The following is a 16701-nucleotide window of genomic DNA, read 5'->3' as shown; positions in this document are numbered from 1 at the left end:
GTCCCCATTGTGCCGGACCGGCCATTCGCGTGCGTGAACACGGTGGCGTGAAGTACGTGTGCCGCGCCACCCGCTACCGTCGAATCATGAGCATTGCCGAGGAGTTCCTGCTGCTCGCGTACGACGAGGACGGCACGCCGCTCACCGACGGCACCCGGCTGGACAACGGCCTGGGCGGGGCGATTCTGCTCGAGCTCGCGCTGGCCCGCCGGGTCGACATCGAGGACAAGCGGGTCGTGGTGGTGGATCGCGGGCCGATCGGGGACGCGCTCGCCGACGAGGCCCTGGCCCGCATCGAGGCCGACAAGCCCCGCAAACCCGGCCACTGGGTAACGAAGCTGTCCAAGCAGGCGCGGCCCCGGATTCTCGACAGGCTGGTGGCCGACGGCGTGCTCACCGTGGAGAAGGACAGGGTGCTCTGGGTTTTCCCCCGAACGAAGTACCCGTCGGCGAACGGCGAGCCGCCGGCCGTCGAGGCGGACGCCCGGGAGCGCATCCGCGCCGCGGTGCTCGGCGAAGGTCCGGTCGAGCCGCGGACGGCCGCCCTGTGCGCGCTGATCGTCGCCACCGAACTGGACCGCAAGATCCTGCCCGGGCTGGATCGCAAACTGATCCAGCCCCGGCTCAAGGAGATCAGCGAGGGCGCCTGGGCCGCCGACGCCGTCCGCAAGACGATCGAGGAGATCCAGGCCGCCGTGATGGTCGCGATCATCGCGTCGACCACGGCGGCCACGGCCGGCTCCAGCGCCTAGACCTCCTGCTTCAGCGAGCGCAGCAGGACCGTGGCGACGTCGACGACCTCGACGTTCTCCTGCTGAGCCTTCGCGGTGACCCCGTCGCCGATCATCGTGTAGCAGAACGGGCAGCCGACCGCGATCGTCTTCGCGCCGGTGGACAGGGCTTCCTCGGTGCGCTCGATGTTGATCCGCTTGCCGATCTTCTCCTCCATCCACATGCGGGCGCCACCGGCGCCGCAGCAGAAGGAGCGCTCGGAGTTGCGCGGCATCTCGACAAGGTTGGCGGTCTCGCCGAGCACCTCGCGCGGAGCGTCGAAGACCCGGTTGTGCCGGCCCAGGTAGCAGGGGTCGTGGTAGGTCACGTCGCCCGCGATCGGCTCGACCGGGGTGAGCTTGCCCGTCTTGACCAGATGCGCCAGCAACTGCGTGTGGTGCACCACCTCGACCTTGAGGCCGAGCTGCTCGTACTCGTTGCCCAGGGTGTTGAAGCAGTGCGGGCAGGTCGCGACGATCTTCTTGACGTTCGCTTCCTGCAGGGTCTCGACGTTCTGCTGGGCGAGCATCTGGAAGACGAACTCGTTGCCGATCCGCCGGGCCGGGTCACCGGTGCAGGTCTCGCCCTCGCCGAGGATCGCGTAGTCGACGCCGGCCTCGTGCAGCAGCTTCGCCACCGCGCGGGTGGTCTTCTTCGCCCGGTCCTCGAACGCGCCGGCACAGCCCACCCAGAAGAGGTACTCGAAGTCGTCCTTCTCACCGACCCGGGGCACCTCGAAGTCGAGGCCCTTGGTCCAGTCCTCGCGGGTGTTCGGCGGGGCACCCCACGGGTTGCCCTTGTTCTCCAGGTTGCGCAGCATCACGCCGGCCTCGGACGGGAAGCTCGACTCGATCATCACCTGGTACCGCCGCATGTCGACGATGTGATCGATGTGCTCGATGTCCACCGGGCACTGCTCGACGCACGCGCCGCAGGTGGTGCACGACCACAGCACGTCCGGGTCGATGATCCCGTTCTCGTCGACCGTCCCGATCAGCGGCCGCTCGGCCTCGGCCATGGCCAGCACGTCCACCCCGGCGAGCTGCTCGGCCGTGCCGGTCTCCTCGCCGGAGAGGTCCTTGCCGCCGCCGGCCAGAAGATAAGGCGCTTTCGCGTACGCGTGATCACGCAGCGACAGCACCAGCAGCTTCGGCGAGAGGGGCTTCGCGGTGTTCCACGCCGGGCACTGCGACTGGCAGCGGCCGCACTCCGTGCACGTGGAGAAGTCCAGCAGGCCCTTCCAGCTGAACTGCTCGACCTGGGCGACGCCGAACTGGTCCTTCTCCGGGTCGGCCTCCTCGAAGTCGAGCGGCTTGCCCTCGCTCATCATCGGCCGCAGCGCGCCCAGACCGCTGCCGGCGGGCTTCTCCGGGCTGCGCTTGAAGAAGATGTTGAAGAACGCCAGGAACCGGTGCCAGGCCACGCCCATCGTCGGGTTCAGCGCGATCGTGATCAGCCAGCCCATCGAGATGAACAGCTTGACCAGCGCCACCCAGGTCGGCCCGTCCTCGGCGGCGGGAAGAACGCTGCCCACCGCGTGACTCAGCGGGGTCGCCCAGGCCGGGAACTCGAAGGTGCCGTTGGCGACCTTGAAGCCCCGGATCAGGAACCCGCAGGCCAGCACGCCCAGGATGACGCCCTCGACGAAGTAGGCCTGCCACATCGTCGAGCCCAGGAACCGGGACCGCTTCGTCCGGATCGCCCTCTGCCGCACGAAGATCAAATAGAGGATCCCGACCAGGCCGAGGATGCCGATCCACTCGGTGACGAGCCCGTAGACGGTCCAGCCGCCGATGATCGGCAACCCGCTCTCCGGGTCGACGACCTCGAAGTACGCCTCGACCACCAGCAGGAACAGGATCATGAAGGAGACCATCACGAACCAGTGGGCCGCACCGATGTAGCCCCATTTGAGCATCCGGGTGTGACCGAGCGTCTCGGTCAGCATCTTCTTCGTCCGGGTGCCCTTGTCGGCGAACCGCTCCGGGGCCGGTTGACCCTGACGAATCACCGCGGTGATGGTCAGGACGGCACGCACCGCCAGCACGACAGCCGTGATCGTGACGGCGCCGGCCAGAACGGTGGCGACAATCTGCGCGATCCCCATCTGCGCTCCTTCTCGATCGGCTGCCCTATGTTACCCGCCAGTAATAGACGGCCGCACATGGCCAGGAAAGTTGCACTGTCAGTGCATCTTCTGGGCGCGACCCGGTGCGCGAAAGCGCACCCCGCTGCGATCGCGAGGTGCGCTTAAACGGGCGAAGATCACATTACCCGGCAAAAGCGGGCATGGCGGGCCTATCGCCAGCGGGACAGGAGACCCAGCGAGGCGACCATGCAGCCGAAGCCGACCGCGAGGTTCCAGTACGACCAGGACTCCACCGGCCAGCGCTGCGAGGACAGGTAGTAGACGACCAGCCAGGCGATGCCCACCACGATGAGCGTCACGGCGGTGATCGGCAACCAGGTCGGGCTCGGCTTCTTGTTCGCCGCAGCCGCCGCCGGACGGACATCCGTCGGCGGGGTGTAGACCTTCTTCTTGCGGACCTGAGACTTCGGCACGGTGCTCTCCTGAAGGGCAACAAGTGGTGAACAACCCACCGCTGAGCGGCTGGGGAGGTGCCCAATGCTGCCCGTGGCGAATACTGTTCGACAGCTAGCCTAGTCAAGTCGGCGCGCAGACCGGCACCCGCGGGCGAGGAAATTGTCCGGCGCGGCGTTTCGGGAGGCCATGACCTCCTCGGAAGGGATGGGGACGTGGAGTACGCGACCGGCGCGCCGTCGTGGCGGCTCGTGCTGCGGCGCGCGCTCGGCGGGCTGCGGCCGCGCCGGGGCGCCCGGCGCAGCCGGTGGACGGTCGGGGTGCCGCTGATCGCCCTCGCCGCGGGCCTGCTCTTCACCACCTCCGCCCGGACCGCCGACGGCACCCAGTTGCGCGACGACCGGCGGCCCCAGCTCGCCCAGCTCATCTCGGACAAGCGAGTTCGGCTGGACGACCGGGAGAGGCAGGCCGCCAAGCTGCGCGCCGAGGTCGACCAGGACACCGCTCGGCTCGCCGAGGTCGACCAACCGGTCAAGGAGGCCCGGGAGAGGGCCGAAGCGCTGCGGACCGCGGCCGGCTTCACCGCGCTGAAGGGCCCCGGCCTCACCGTGACGCTCAACGACTCGTCGCGACGGGGCGCCGACCTCGGCCCGAACGCACCGGACAATGACGATCTCGTCGTCCATCAGGGTGATGTTCAGGCGGTGGTGAACGCCCTCTGGGCCGGTGGGGCCGAGGCAATGTCGATCATGGATGTCCGCGTCATCTCCACCAGCGCGGTACGCTGTGTCGGCAACACGCTGCTACTACACGGGCAGGTCTTCTCACCACCTTTCAAGATCACGGCGATCGGCGAACCCACACGGATGCATCAGGCGTTGGATTCCGCGGAGGGAGTCCAGCAATTCAAGGATGCGGTCGCTGATTTCGGCCTCGGCTACTCGGAGACTGTGGAGAGGAACGTGACGGTGCGGGCGTACGACGGGTCGAGCGACCTCCGATCCGCTCGGGTTGCCGAGTAATGGCAGACCCGGACAACCCGGCGAGCGGCAATTCCGGTCGGCACCGCGCGCCCGACGGTGACGCCCAGACGGCATACATCCCACGGATCACCGACGCCTCCCCCGACGGCGTGCCCGGCGGCCCACTCTCGCCGCCGATCGGCCTCGGCATCCCGGCACGGCCCACCCCGCCGCCGCAAGCCGCCCCGCCGCCGCAGGCCGCTCCGCCTCAGGTCGCCCCATCTCAGGGCGTCGCGCCTCCGGCTGGCCCACCACAGGCCGTCGCGCCTCCGGCCGGCCCACCACAGGCCGTCGCGCCTCCGGCCAGCCCGCCAGCTCAGGCCGGCCCGCAGCACCATGTCCCACAGATCCAGGCCATCCCTCAGCCGCACGCCCCGCAGCCGCACGCCCCTCAGCCCCAGGCCGTGCCGGCGCCGCAGGCCGTCCCGTCGCCGTCGCTCCAGGCCGCGCTATCGCCCCAGGCAAACCGCTCCGCCGCCGAGGCCGCCGAGACTGCCGTGATCGGCACCGACGCCGAGGCAGAACGGCGCATCGCGGCCGCCCACGACCGGCTCGCCCGCCCGCCGGCCGATGACGTCCACGCCGCCGCAGCAGCCGCCCGCCGCCGGAACGGGATTCAACAGCCCGAGATCCCCGCGGCCGCCGGTTCCTTCAACTTCTTCGCCGCGGCCGGCGGCGACGCCGCGCCGAAGGCCACTCCCCGGCCACCGGAGCCGACGCCGTTCCCGCCGCTCGAGCCGCCCCGGCGGGAGAGCACCGCCACCCCGGTGAACAGCCAGGCCACCCAACTGCTGCCGCAGACGCCGCCGGCGCCGGCCGCGACGCCGAGCCCACCACCGGTTAGCCCCACCGCCGGCTACCCAGCACCGCAGCCGCCAGTGAGCCCCGCCGCCGGCTACCCCGCACCGCAGCCGCAGCCGCCGGTCAGCCCCGCCACTGGCTACCCAGCACCGCAGCCACCAGTCAGCCCTGCGCGACCGCCGGTCAGCCCCGCCACTGGCTACCCAGCACCGCAGCCACCAGTCAGCCCCGCGCGACCGCCGGTCAGCCCCGCGCAGCCGCCGGTCAGCCAGGGAGGGCCGCCGGTCACCGCGGCGACCGCCAACCTGCCGACCAGCCCCTATCCGGCCGTCGGCTCGACCCCGCCGGCGGTGAGCCCGGCCTACCCGGCGGCCCGTCAGGACCCGAACGAGACGGCCGTCATTCGCACCCCGGACGCCCCGACCGGCGTACTGCCGACTCTGCCGCCGCAACCCACCACCCAGCCACCGCCGGCGGTCAAGGCCCCGACCGCCCTGATGACCGCGGTGCCCGGGCTCGCGGCGAAGGCCGCGAAGGCGAAGGCCGCCGCCGACCCCAATGCCGTCCTCGGCGCGGCCCCCGCGCCCCCGGTACGCCCGGACGGCCCCAAGGACGTCCCGCCGCCCGCGGAGGCAGACGACGACGCGTCCGCGAAACGCGGCGAACGGGTGGTCAAGCTCCGGCCCGAGCAGACCGGCGAGGGCTACAAGAGCGTCTATTCGGAACTCACCCGGCCCACGGTGGGCTCGCGGATCCGCGCCGGCATCCGGGTCTCCGGGGAGCTGATGATCACCTTCGGGCTGATCGTGCTGCTGTTCGCCGGCTACGAGGTATTCGGCAACTCGGCGAAGGTGCAGGACGAGCAGAACGCGCTGACCGACGAGCTCAACCAGGAGTGGAACGACTCGACCGTGGGTCCGTCGAGCGCGCCGCAGGGTCCGGCCGCGCCCGGCGAGAGCCTGGTCGGGCGGCTCTACATCCCGAAGCTCGACAAGGAGTGGGTGGTCGTCAACGGCGTCCGCCCGCAGGACATCAAGTACGCCCCCGGCCACTACCCGGACACCGCGATGCCCGGCCAGGTCGGCAACTTCTCGGTGGCCGGTCACCGCATCCGCAAGATCTTCTGGCGGCTCGACGAGCTCACCCCGGGCGACGTGATCGGCGTGGAGACCCGCGACTACTGGTACGTCTACAAGGTTTACGGCCACGAGGTCGTGGTGCCCAGCGCCGTGCAGGTGGTCGCCCCGGTGCCCGACAAGCCGGGCGTGCAGCCGACCAAGGCGCTGCTCACGCTGACCACGTGCAACCCGAAGTTCAACAACTACCAGCGGCTCATCGTGCACGCCGAGCTGGCCTCGAAGGTGCCGCGCAACCAGTCCCTGCCCGACGCCGGCATGCCGGCCGAGATGAAGACGAAGGCGTAGGCGATGTACGCCTGGATCTGGCGCAAGCTCCCGTTCGGCTTCTGGGGCAAACTGACCGGCTCGATCGGCCTGATCGCGGCCACCACCGCGCTGCTCTGGTACGTGGTGTTCCCGTGGGCCACCCCGCTGCTCCCGTTCGACGACGTGCAGGTCGGCGCGGACACCCAGCAGGGCCCGGCCCAGGAGGATCCGAACGCGGTCCCCTCGTCCTCGGACGAAGGGCCCGACTCGATCCCGTACAGCACCGAGTCGAACGCACCGCACCCCTCGGCGTCCGTGCCGGGCAAGAAGACCAAGTCCTCGTCCCCCGTCGTAATCCCAGGTGACTGACGTGCGCATCCTCGTGATCGACAACTACGACTCGTTCGTCTTCAACCTGGTGCAGTACCTCGGCCAGCTCGGCGCCGACTGCGAGGTGCGCCGGAACGACGAGATCAGCGTGGCCGAGGTGGGCACCTTCGGCGCCGCCGGCATCCTGCTCTCGCCGGGGCCGGGCACGCCGGAACGCGCCGGCATCACCATGGAGACCATTCGGGCGTACGCCGGAAAGGTCCCGATGTTTGGGGTTTGCCTCGGTCATCAGGCGATCGGGGCCGCCTTCGGTGCCACCGTGACGCGCGCGCCCGAGCTGCTGCACGGCAAGACGTCCGAGGTCCACCACAGCGGCGCCGGCGTCCTCGCGGGTCTCCCCGACCCGTTCACCGCGACCCGCTACCACTCGCTGGCCGTGCTGCCCGAGACGCTGCCCGACGAGATCGAGGTGACCGGCCGCACCGAGTCGGGCGTGGTGATGGCGATGCGCCACCGCACGCTGCCGATCGAGGGCGTGCAGTTCCACCCCGAGTCGGTGCTGACCCAGGGCGGCCACACCATGCTGGCGAACTGGCTCGCGTCCTGCGGCCTGCCGTCGGCCCTGGAAAAGGCGCCGCCGCTGGCCGCCGAGGTCGAGACCCGGCGACTAGCGGCGTTCGCGACTGCCTGAGCTTCAGTCTTCCCGCCGGAAGTCGGCCAGGGACTGGTTGATCACCTGGCCGGTGCCACCACCAGCGCCGCCCGGCGGCGTGGTTTCGGTCGCCGACGGGTTGCCGCTCGGGTTGTTGGCGTCGACCGCGATCGTGATGGTGACGTTGTCACCCTTCTCCACCTTGGCACCCGGCTTCGGGTCCTGGGCGACGACCGTGCCCACCTGGGACGGGTCGGTGGCCGGAATGGTCTTCTGGACGACGTTGAACGGGCCGGAGTTGTCCAGCACGGCCAGGGCGGCGTCCAGCGATTCGCCGGTCACCTTCGGCATCTTGAGCTGGTTGCCCTTCGAGATGCTCACCAGGATCTCGGTGTTCGGGTCGACCTTCTCCCCGGCCTTGTCCACGTTTGTCACGGTGTTTGCCGGCGATTGGCTGGACACCTCTTTGAACTTCGGCACCAGCCCGATGCCCCTCAACGCCGCGTCGGCGGCGTCCTTCGTGCTGCCGACCAGGTTGTTCGGCACCGTGACCTGCTCCGGCGGCACGCACAGCTGGTACGACACCTGCTGTGTCGTCGGAACCTTGGCATTCGGCGCCGGGCTCTGACCGACCACGGTGCTGTCGCAGCCGTCCAGGGTGCGCGGCGACTGGGGCGTGATGTTCGTCAGCCCCTTCTCGGTGAGCGCCGCCTTCGCCTCCTCGTCGGTCTTGCCCTTGAGGTCGGGCATGACGACAGTGACGGTCTGCGGGGTGTTGTTGCCGTCGTGTTTGTTGTTCCGCGACATGGCCAGCGCGACCCCGAGCACCACGACGACCAGCACGCCGAGCCCGGCGAGCACGGCCATCACCCAGGAGGACGAGCGCCGCTCCGGTTGCCGGGGCGGCATCCCGCCGCCGACCGGGCGCTGCATGGTGGTGGCGCCCTGCGGCTGCATGTAGCGGGTGGCCTGCTGGTTCTGCAGGGCCATCGTCTCGGCCTGGCTCATCACCGGGGTGGCCAGCACCGGGCGCCCGGCGACGGCACGCAGCGCGTCGGCGCGCATCTCCTGGGAGCTCTGGTACCGGTTCATCGGGTTCTTGGCCAGCGCCTTGAGCACGATCGCGTCGACGTCCCGGGGCACCTCGGGGTTGATCTCGCTCGGCGCCCGCGGTTCCTCCCGCACGTGCTGGTAGGCCACGCTGACCGGGCTGTCCCCGACGAACGGCGGATGCCCCACGAGCAGCTCGAACAGGACACAGCCGGCCGCGTACACATCCGAGCGGGCGTCGACGGCCTCGCCGCGCGCCTGCTCGGGCGAGAGGTACTGCGCGGTGCCGATCACGGCGCTGGTCTGCGTCATCGTGGTCGCGCCGCTGGCCAGGGCTCGGGCGATGCCGAAGTCCATGACCTTGACCTGCCCGTTTTGGGTGATCATCACGTTGCCGGGCTTGATGTCCCGGTGGATGATCCCGTGTCGGTGACTGAACTCGAGCGCGGCGCAGATGTCCGCGATCATCTCGAGGGCCCGGCGCGGCTGGATGCGCTGCTCCTGGGCGAGCACCTCCTTGAGGGTCCGCCCGTTCACGAACTCCATCACGATGAACGGAAGCCGCTCACCGGTGGCGGACATCTCCTCGCCGGTGTCGTAGACGGCGACGATGGCCGGGTGGTTGAGAGCCGCCGAGTTTTGCGCCTCGCGGCGGAACCGCTCCTGGAAGGTCGCGTCGCGGGCCAGGTCGGTGCGCAGCATCTTGATGGCCACGTCGCGGCCCAGCCGGAGGTCACGTCCGCGGTGCACCTCGGCCATGCCGCCGTAGCCCAAGAGCTCGCCGACCTGATACCTGCCACCGAGCAGGCGGGCCTGCGCCGTCATAGCGTCTGTCGTCCTTCGTATCGATTCCAGCCGGGGATGACGCCCGCCTGTCTGGTTAGACGGTACGACGCCGCCAACGGTTCACTGTCGGCGGTGCCCGTCTGGACGACCGACACGGGGGCGAGTCGGCCGCTCGATGAGCCGGTGATGCCGTTCTGTCGTCCCTGCTTCACGAGAAACGAGATCACACCCGCACACAGCAGGACCAACAGGGCGAGGACCACGGCCAGCACGATCAGCACCTGACGGCCGGCCGAGGCTTCCGGCTTGGCCGTCGACGCCGGCTGGTTCGGCGCGTACGGCGCCCGGTACTGCTGCGCCGGCGCGCCGGAAGGCACCGAGGCTGCCCCGCGGGCGCCGGAGACGGGCCGCGGCACCGGCGGGTAGGGCGGACGGGCGCTGCCGGTCACCGGCGAGCCGGGCACCGCCGGCGCGGCGCCCGTCGGCGGGCGGGCGGCCGGGCTGACCGGACCGGCGGCGCGCGCGGCCTGGGCCGCGGGCTGGTGCTGCGGCTGGCCGGTGGCCAGGGCGGACGCGGCCTGCCGGGCCACCGCGGCCATCGCCGAGGCGGACGGCCAGCGCTCCCCCGGGTTCTTCGCGAGGGCGCGGTCCACGATGGCGCGTACCGGCGGCGGAATGTCGGCGGGCAACGGCCGCGGCGTCTCGCGGACGTGCTTCATCGCGATCTCGATCGGCGTGGCGCCGTCGAACGGGCGGTGGCCGGAGAGGCACTGGTAGGCGACCACGCCCAGCGCGTAGACGTCGGAGGCGGGCGTGGCACCCTCGCCGGAGGCCTGCTCGGGCGAGATGTACGAGGCGGTGCCGAGCACCGAGCCGGCCACGGTGAGCTGGCCGACCAGCGCCGACCGGGCGATACCGAAGTCGGTCAGCACGAGCGTGCCGTTCGGGCGTACGAGAAGGTTTCCGGGTTTGACGTCCCGGTGCACGATGCCGTTCGCGTGTGCCGCCTGCAGCGCGTCGGCCGCCTGGGCGACCAGTGCCATGGTGCGCGCCGGGGTCAGCCGGCCCACCCGGCTCAGCGTGCGGGACAGGGCGTCGCCCTCGACGTACTCCATGACCAGGAACGCGAGCTGCTGGTCGCTGCCGTAGTCGTAGACGTCGACGACCCCGGGGTGGTTGATCGTGGCCATGGTGCGCGCCTCGCCACGGAACCGCTCGGCGAAGCCCGGCTCGTCCAGCAGCGCCGGGAGCAGGATCTTGACGGCGACGGTCCGGCCCAGCACCTCGTCGGTGCCGCGCCACACGTCGCCCATCCCACCGCCGGCGATCCGCTCGTCGAGGCGGTACCGGCCGCCGAGGGTCACCCCAGGGCTGATCATTCAGTCCCCTTCCCCGGCCGCGGCCTTCATGATGAGCCCGGCGATCCGGGCCGCCTCGGCGCTCGCGTGCCCGCCCGGGACGTTCTCCAGCATGACGCAGGCCGCCGACACCGCCTGGCCCTTGTCGTCGTACGTGAAGCCGATGAACCAGCCGTGCGGGTCGGCGCCGACCGCGTTCTGCGCGGTACCGGTCTTGCCGCCGACCGTGAGGCCCTTGATCTTGGCCTTCTTGCCGGTGCCGTTCTCCACGACGCTGATCATCATGTCGCTGAGGTCGTTGGCGACGCTCGCCGAGATCGGCGTGCGCAGGACCTGCGGGTCGGCCGTGTAGATCGTCCGGCGGTCCGGGCCGAGCAGCTTCTGCACCAGGTAGGGACGCATCTGCTTGCCGCCGTTGGCCACCGTGGCCGCCATCAGCGCACCCTGCACCGGGGTCATCCGGACGTCCCGCTGGCCGATCGAGGACTGCGCCAGCGCGCCCTTGTCGACGCTGCCGTCCGGGTTCGAGATGTCACCCGTACGGCTGGCCGCGACCGGCAGGCCCCGGTTCTCCTTGAGGTTGCCGATGGTCAGCTTCTCGTCCTCGAAGCCGAACCCCTTCGCCATGTTGACGACCGCGTCCCGGCCGAGCTTCACGCCCAGCCTCGCGAAACCGGTGTTGCAGCTCTCGGTCAACGCCTCCTTGAGCGTGATCGTGCTGCCCGGGCAGACCTCGTCCTCGGCGTTGTGGATGACCGCGCCGCTCTCCTTATACGAGCTGCCGGCCGGGATCTCGGTCTCCGGCTTGTACCCGCTGGAGAGCGCCGCCGCCGAGTCGATCACCTTGAAGGTGGAGCCGGGCGGCAGCGTCTCCTGCGTGGCCCGGTTGAGCAGCGGCTGGCCGGCGTCCTTGAGCAGCTTCTGGTACGCCGCCGCGGCCGCCTTGGTGTCGTGGTTGACCAGCGGGTTCGGGTTGAAGCTCGGCATCGACACCATGGCCTGGATCGCGCCGGTCCGCGGGTCGATCGCGATCGCGGCACCCTTGGTGACGCCGCGCTCGTTGTTGGTGAGCTCCTTCCAGGCCGTCTCCTGGGCCTTGGTGCTCAGCGACAGCACAACGTTCCCGCCGCCGGTGTTGTTGCCGGTGAACATGTCCTTCACCCGGTCGGCGAAGAGCGTGTCGCTCTCGCCGGAGAGGAAGTCGTTCTCCGCGTTCTCGATGCCGACGGCGCCCAGGGTCACCGGGCGGTACCCGATCACCGGCGCGTAGACCTCGTTCTTCGGGTAGACCCGCAGGTACTTCAGCGTGTCGTCGGTGATCTTGTTCTCGGCCAGGCCGATGCCGCCCGCCTCGATCACGCCGCGGGGGCGCTCGTACTGGGCGACCACCACGCGGCCGTTGTAGTCGCTGGTGCGATAGTCGTCCGCCTTGTACGCCTGAACCCAGTTGAGGTTCGCGAACAGCAGACCGAACAGGACGAGGATGACCACGCCGGCCCGTCGCAGGGGAGCGTTCACGGCTTGAACACCTCCGTCGGGGCGCCGTGGAGCTGGATGGGTGCTTTCTTCGGGCCGCCCGGTCTGTCCGAGCTGCCGCCGCTGTTGGCCGGTCCGCGGGCCGCGTTGGAGATCCGCAACAGCATCGCGATCAGGAGCCAGTTGGCCATCAGTGACGACCCACCCGCCGACAGGAACGGCGTTGTCTGGCCGGTGAGCGGGATGAGTCCGGTGATGCCACCGAGGATGACGAAGACCTGCAAGCCCAGGGTGAACGCGAGGCCGCCGGCGACGAGCTTGCCGAACGAGTCCCGGACGTTCAGCGCCGCGCGCAGACCACGCTCGACGATCAAGAGGTAGCAGACCAGCAGCGCGGAGAGGCCGAACAGGCCGATCTCCTCACCCATGCCGGCGAAGATGAAGTCGGTACGCACCTCGGGCACCAGACCGGGCGAGCCGGCGCCCGGGCCGGAGCCGAACAGCCCACCGGTGCCCAACGCCAGCAGGCCCTGCACCAGCTGGTAGCTGCCGCCGGTGGCCTTGTTGTAGTTGGCCTGCGCGAACGGGTCCAGCCAGATCGAGGCACGGTCGTAGAAGTTGGCGAACGGGCCGCCGATCGAGGCGCCCAGCAGGTAGGCCATGTAGACGCCGCCGAAGAACAGCAGCAGGCCGATGATCAGCCAGCTGGCCCGCTCGGTCGCCACGTACAGCGTCACCACGAACAGGCCGAAGTACAGCAGCGCGGTGCCCAGGTCCTTCTCGAAGACCAGAACCAGGAGGCTGAGCAGCCAGACCGTGACGACCGGGCCGAGGTCGCGGCCGCGCGGGAAGTCGATGCCGAGGAAGCGGCGGCTGGCCAGCGAGAGCACCTCGCGCTTGCGCACCAGGTAATAGGCGAAGAAGGAGACCAGCGCGAGCTTCGCGAACTCACCGGGCTGGATCGAGAAGCCACCCAGCTTGATCCACAGCTTCGCGCCGTTGACCTCCGAGAGGCTGCTCGGCAGCACCGCCGGCAGCATCACCAGCACGATGCCGACCAGGCCCAGGGTGTACGCGTACCGGGAGATCACCTTGTGATCCCGGACGACCAGCAGCAGCACCGCGGCCAGGATCAGCGCGGCCAGCGTCCACTCCAGCTGGCGGCCGCTGGTGCCGCCGAACACCCCCGGGATCGGCTGCTTCTGGGAGATCGCGCGGGCGATGTCCAGCCGGCGCAGGAAGCTGACGCCCAACCCGTTGATCAGCGCCACCGCCGGGAGGAGCACCGGATCCGCGTACGGCGCGGTGAAGCGCACCACGAAGTGCAGCCCGATGAACAGCGTGAGGAGCAGCGCCGCCGGGATCCAGAACGTGGGGTGGATCGTGTCGAACTGGTTCGCCTCGACGGTGGCGGCGTAGATCGCCACCAGGATCATCGCGAACGCGAGTAGACCCAGCTCGGCATTGCGGTGGGTCTTCATCCCCGGGATACGCGACATCTCGCCCGTGGAGGCGGGCGAAGGGGCCGGTACGGCGGGCGCGGTCAAGACATCCCCAGACGTTGTCGAGCGATGGTCAGTTGACGGTCCGGCACCCGTCCGCATCGTCCGCGGAGGGGGCGCTCTCGGAAGCCTGAGCGGACGGCGTTCCAGCGAGGGTGCTGGGCGCCGACGAGGTGTGCGCGGCGGGCGCGCTGGCGACCGGCGCGGTCGGCGTCGCGGACGGCGCCGAGCACAGCGGTTTGAGGTTCGGGTTGGACGGGTTGTCGGCGGTCAGCTCGGACAGCGTCTGCGCCGCCTCGGACCGGCTCTCCGCGTGGATGCCCTGCTTGACCCGCTCCTGCGCGACGGCGGTGAGGTCTTGCAGCCGCGCCGGGCTGGTCTCGTTGACGCTGGACAGGTCGAGCCCGGCGATCTGCCCGGGCACGCCCCGGAAGATCGCGATCTGGCCGGCGTCGGTGGCGCCCACGTAGTACTGGTCCTGGGTGTAGCGGTAGCCCAGCCACAGGCCGCCGCCGAGCACCGCCAGCAGCAACAGCACGAGCAGGCTGGTACGCACCGGGTGGCCGGACGGCTCCGGTTCCGGCTCGTACCCGTCGCTCTCTGGCTGGGCCGGCTGCGCCGGGCGCGGGGCCTGGAGCGCCGCGGCCCGGGCCGCCGAGGTCGAGGAGTCCGCCACCGTGGTGTTGCCCCGGTCGATGGCGGCGGCGCCACCCACGATCGGCGCCTGCTCCATGATGTCGGTGTCGATGGCGTCCGCGATCACCACGGTGATGTTGTCCGGACCGCCGCCGCGCAGCGCGAGCTGGACGAGCCGCTCGACGCAGGCCTGCGGGTCGGCGAGCTCGCGCATGGTCTGCCCGATCGTGTCCGCACTGACCACGCCGGAGAGTCCGTCGCTGCAGATCAGGTAGCGGTCGCCGGCGAGCACCTGGCGGACCGAGTACTCCGGGTCGATGTCACGGCCGTCCAGCGCGCGGGTCAGCAACGACCGCTGCGGGTGGCTGCTCGCCTCCTCCGGGCTGACCCGGCCCTCGTCGACCAGCATCTGGACGTACGTGTCGTCCTTGGTGATCTGGGCGAACTCGTTGCGGCGAAGGAGGTACGCCCGGCTGTCGCCGATGTGCACCATGCCGAACTTGCTGCCCGAGAAGAGCACCGCGGTCAGCGTGGTGCCCATGCCCTCCAGCTGCGGGTTCGCGTCGACGGTGTCGCGCAGATGCTGGTTGGCCTGGCCGACGGCATGGCGCAGCGCGTCGACCAGGGCGTCACCGGGGACGTCCTCGTCGAGCGGCGCCATCGCGGCGATGACGATATTGGAGGCGACGTCGCCGGCTGCCATACCGCCCATACCGTCGGCGACAGCAAGAAGCCGCGGCCCGGCGTAGACGGAGTCCTGGTTCAGGTCTCGGATCAGACCGCGGTCGCTCTGAGCGGCATAGCGCAGGGTCAGGGTCATGGCCGTAACTCGAGTGACGTGCGCCCGATGCGGATCGGAACGCCAAGGGGGACGGGAGTAGGTCCGGAGACCTTACCGCGATCGAGGTAAGTGCCGTTCGTCGAGCCGAGATCCTCGACGAACCACTGACCGTCGCGCGGCACTAGCCGGGCATGCCGGGCCGAGGCGAAGTCGTCGGTGATGACGAGCGTGGAGTCCTCCGCCCGACCGATAGTGATCGGAATATCACCCAGCGTGATGCGCGTGCCGGCCAACTGGCCGGCCGTCACCACGAGTTGCCGTGCAGCCTTACCGCGCTTCGCCTTCGCCGGCCGGCCCTGGATCACCGCGCCACCCACCCCCCGAGGGCTGGCAACGATGCTCTTGGACCGGACCCCAGCGAAAAGATCCCGTCGGATCACCCCGACCACCGTGAACACGAAGATCCACAGGAGGATGAGGAAGCCGAACCGGGCGACGGTGAGGACGAATTCGGGCAAGGCGCCTAGCCGTCCACTCGGAACGTCAGCGTCGTGGTGCCCAGCTGGATCATGTCGCCCGGATTGAGCGCCACGGCGGAGACCCGCTGGCCGTTCACCATCGTGCCGTTCGTCGAGCCGAGGTCGGTCAGCACCACCTGGTTGCCGTCGTAGTCCAGACGGGCGTGGCGCCGCGAGATGCCGACGTCGGGCAGGCGGAGATTCGCCTGGTCGCCACGGCCGATCACGGTCGAGCCCATCTGCAACGGATACGTCCGGCCGTCACCGGAGACCAGGCCGACACTGCGGCCGTTCGGACCGCCGTGCTGCTGGTAGCCACCGTGATGCGGCTGGTCGTACGGCGGGTACTGCGGGCCGGCGTCGTACGCCGGCTGCTGCACCGGGGCGACCTCACCACCCGTATACACCTCGGCAGTCACCCGGAACATGCCCGTGTCCAGGCCCTCGCCCCGCTCGATCTCGACGATCACATCGCCGTAGACCGTCCACGCCTGCTCCCCGATGAACTCGGCCTGTGACTGGGCCAGCTCCTGGGCGAGCGCGGCGGCATACGGCGCCAGCCGGCTGTGGTCGTAGGGTGAAAGGTCGATCACATAGCGGTTCGGCACCAGGGTGCGGCCACCGGCGAGGATGGCCTTGTGCGCCTCGGCCTCCCGCTGCATGGCATTCAGAATCTCCACAGGGTGCACGACACCCTTGAACACCTTGGCGAAGGCCCCTTCAACCAGGCCTTCCAATCGCTTCTCAAAGCGCTGCAGCACGCTCACCGGCTCCTCCTCGGCTTCCGAGGACATGATGGTATCCGGCCGCCGCTCGCGCATCTTTAGCTCGCAGCCGCCGGCACTACTTGACCCTCGTATGACCCCCGTCAACGCCGTGCTAGTCTTCCCTGGCGTCGCGGGCGATAACAACTCGCTTGGTGACGTGCGACAGCGTAGTCTGTCGCAGCCAGTAACAAGAAGTTGGCCCAGCAGCCAACTTTGCCACGGGGATGTGGCGGAATGGCAGACGCGCACGGTTCAGGTCCGTGTGTCCGAAAGGACGTGGGGGTTCAACTCCCCCCATCCCCACCGAGTGCAGGGGGCCCTTGT

General features: G+C 70.0%; 14 protein-coding genes and 1 tRNA gene. 6 read left to right on the top strand and 9 right to left on the bottom strand.

Annotated features, from left to right (window positions below; genetic code table 11):
* Positions 1-86 precede the first annotated feature (86 nt).
* Positions 87-752: a GOLPH3/VPS74 family protein gene (locus ODJ79_RS31180; protein WP_263027199.1), complete on the top strand. Its 666-nt coding sequence runs from the start codon at positions 87-89 to the stop codon at positions 750-752.
* Here ODJ79_RS31180 and ODJ79_RS31175 read toward each other — a convergent pair.
* Positions 749-2878, bottom strand: a complete 2130-nt coding sequence (locus ODJ79_RS31175) for a (Fe-S)-binding protein (RefSeq protein WP_263027198.1) — start codon at positions 2876-2878, stop codon at positions 749-751. The two genes, ODJ79_RS31180 and ODJ79_RS31175, sit on opposite strands and share 4 nt — an antisense overlap.
* A 191-nt stretch (positions 2879-3069) precedes the next feature.
* On the bottom strand, positions 3070-3333 hold the full coding sequence (locus ODJ79_RS31170) for a cell division protein CrgA (RefSeq protein ID WP_263027197.1): 264 nt from the start codon (positions 3331-3333) through the stop codon (positions 3070-3072).
* Positions 3334-3528: 195 nt separating this feature from the next.
* Here ODJ79_RS31170 and ODJ79_RS31165 point away from each other — a divergent pair, with 195 nt between their 5' ends.
* From ODJ79_RS31165 to ODJ79_RS31150, 4 genes are all read left to right on the top strand, one after another.
* Positions 3529-4335 carry a DUF881 domain-containing protein gene (locus ODJ79_RS31165; protein ID WP_263027196.1) on the top strand — a complete coding sequence of 269 codons (807 nt, stop codon included), beginning with the start codon at positions 3529-3531 and terminating at the stop codon, positions 4333-4335.
* Positions 4336-4739: 404 nt separating this feature from the next.
* On the top strand, positions 4740-6560 hold the full coding sequence (locus ODJ79_RS31160) for a class E sortase (RefSeq protein ID WP_263027195.1): 1821 nt from the start codon (positions 4740-4742) through the stop codon (positions 6558-6560).
* A 3-nt stretch (positions 6561-6563) separates the two neighbouring features.
* Entirely contained in the window at positions 6564-6890 is a 327-nt protein-coding gene (locus ODJ79_RS31155) for a hypothetical protein (protein ID WP_263027194.1), read from the top strand.
* Position 6891: 1 nt separating this feature from the next.
* On the top strand, positions 6892-7542 hold the full coding sequence (locus ODJ79_RS31150; RefSeq protein ID WP_263027193.1) for an aminodeoxychorismate/anthranilate synthase component II: 651 nt from the start codon (positions 6892-6894) through the stop codon (positions 7540-7542).
* A 3-nt stretch (positions 7543-7545) separates the two neighbouring features.
* Here ODJ79_RS31150 and pknB read toward each other — a convergent pair whose 3' ends face one another.
* The 7 genes from pknB to ODJ79_RS31115 form a co-directional block, all read right to left on the bottom strand.
* The gene (pknB, locus tag ODJ79_RS31145; RefSeq protein ID WP_263027192.1) at positions 7546-9378 is read right to left on the bottom strand and encodes a Stk1 family PASTA domain-containing Ser/Thr kinase; all 1833 of its coding nucleotides are present in this window, start codon (positions 9376-9378) and stop codon (positions 7546-7548) included.
* On the bottom strand, positions 9375-10718 hold the full coding sequence (locus tag ODJ79_RS31140) for a serine/threonine-protein kinase (protein ID WP_263027191.1): 1344 nt from the start codon (positions 10716-10718) through the stop codon (positions 9375-9377). Before ODJ79_RS31140 ends, pknB begins: the two co-directional genes overlap by 4 nt.
* The gene (locus tag ODJ79_RS31135; protein WP_263027190.1) at positions 10719-12215 is read right to left on the bottom strand and encodes a peptidoglycan D,D-transpeptidase FtsI family protein; all 1497 of its coding nucleotides are present in this window, start codon (positions 12213-12215) and stop codon (positions 10719-10721) included.
* A complete protein-coding gene (locus ODJ79_RS31130; protein ID WP_263027189.1) occupies positions 12212-13672 on the bottom strand; it encodes an FtsW/RodA/SpoVE family cell cycle protein in 1461 nt (486 codons plus the stop codon). Before ODJ79_RS31130 ends, ODJ79_RS31135 begins: the two co-directional genes overlap by 4 nt.
* 76 nt (positions 13673-13748) lie before the next feature.
* Positions 13749-15131 carry a PP2C family protein-serine/threonine phosphatase gene (locus tag ODJ79_RS31125; protein WP_263027188.1) on the bottom strand — a complete coding sequence of 461 codons (1383 nt, stop codon included), beginning with the start codon at positions 15129-15131 and terminating at the stop codon, positions 13749-13751.
* Positions 15128-15610: an FHA domain-containing protein gene (locus tag ODJ79_RS31120; protein ID WP_263027187.1), complete on the bottom strand. Its 483-nt coding sequence runs from the start codon at positions 15608-15610 to the stop codon at positions 15128-15130. The genes ODJ79_RS31125 and ODJ79_RS31120 overlap by 4 nt, the downstream gene beginning before the upstream one ends.
* Before the next feature lie 5 nt (positions 15611-15615).
* The gene (locus ODJ79_RS31115) at positions 15616-16404 is read right to left on the bottom strand and encodes an FhaA domain-containing protein (RefSeq protein ID WP_263027298.1); all 789 of its coding nucleotides are present in this window, start codon (positions 16402-16404) and stop codon (positions 15616-15618) included.
* 193 nt (positions 16405-16597) lie between these two features.
* On the opposite strand from ODJ79_RS31115, the gene ODJ79_RS31110 reads away from it, so the two are divergent.
* Positions 16598-16680, top strand: a tRNA-Leu gene (locus ODJ79_RS31110).
* The last annotated feature ends 21 nt before the right edge of the window (positions 16681-16701 follow it).

Source organism: Actinoplanes sp. KI2, from assembly GCF_025630775.1.
Lineage (GTDB): Bacteria > Actinomycetota > Actinomycetes > Mycobacteriales > Micromonosporaceae > Actinoplanes.
This window is presented reverse-complemented; position numbering and strand designations above follow the sequence as displayed.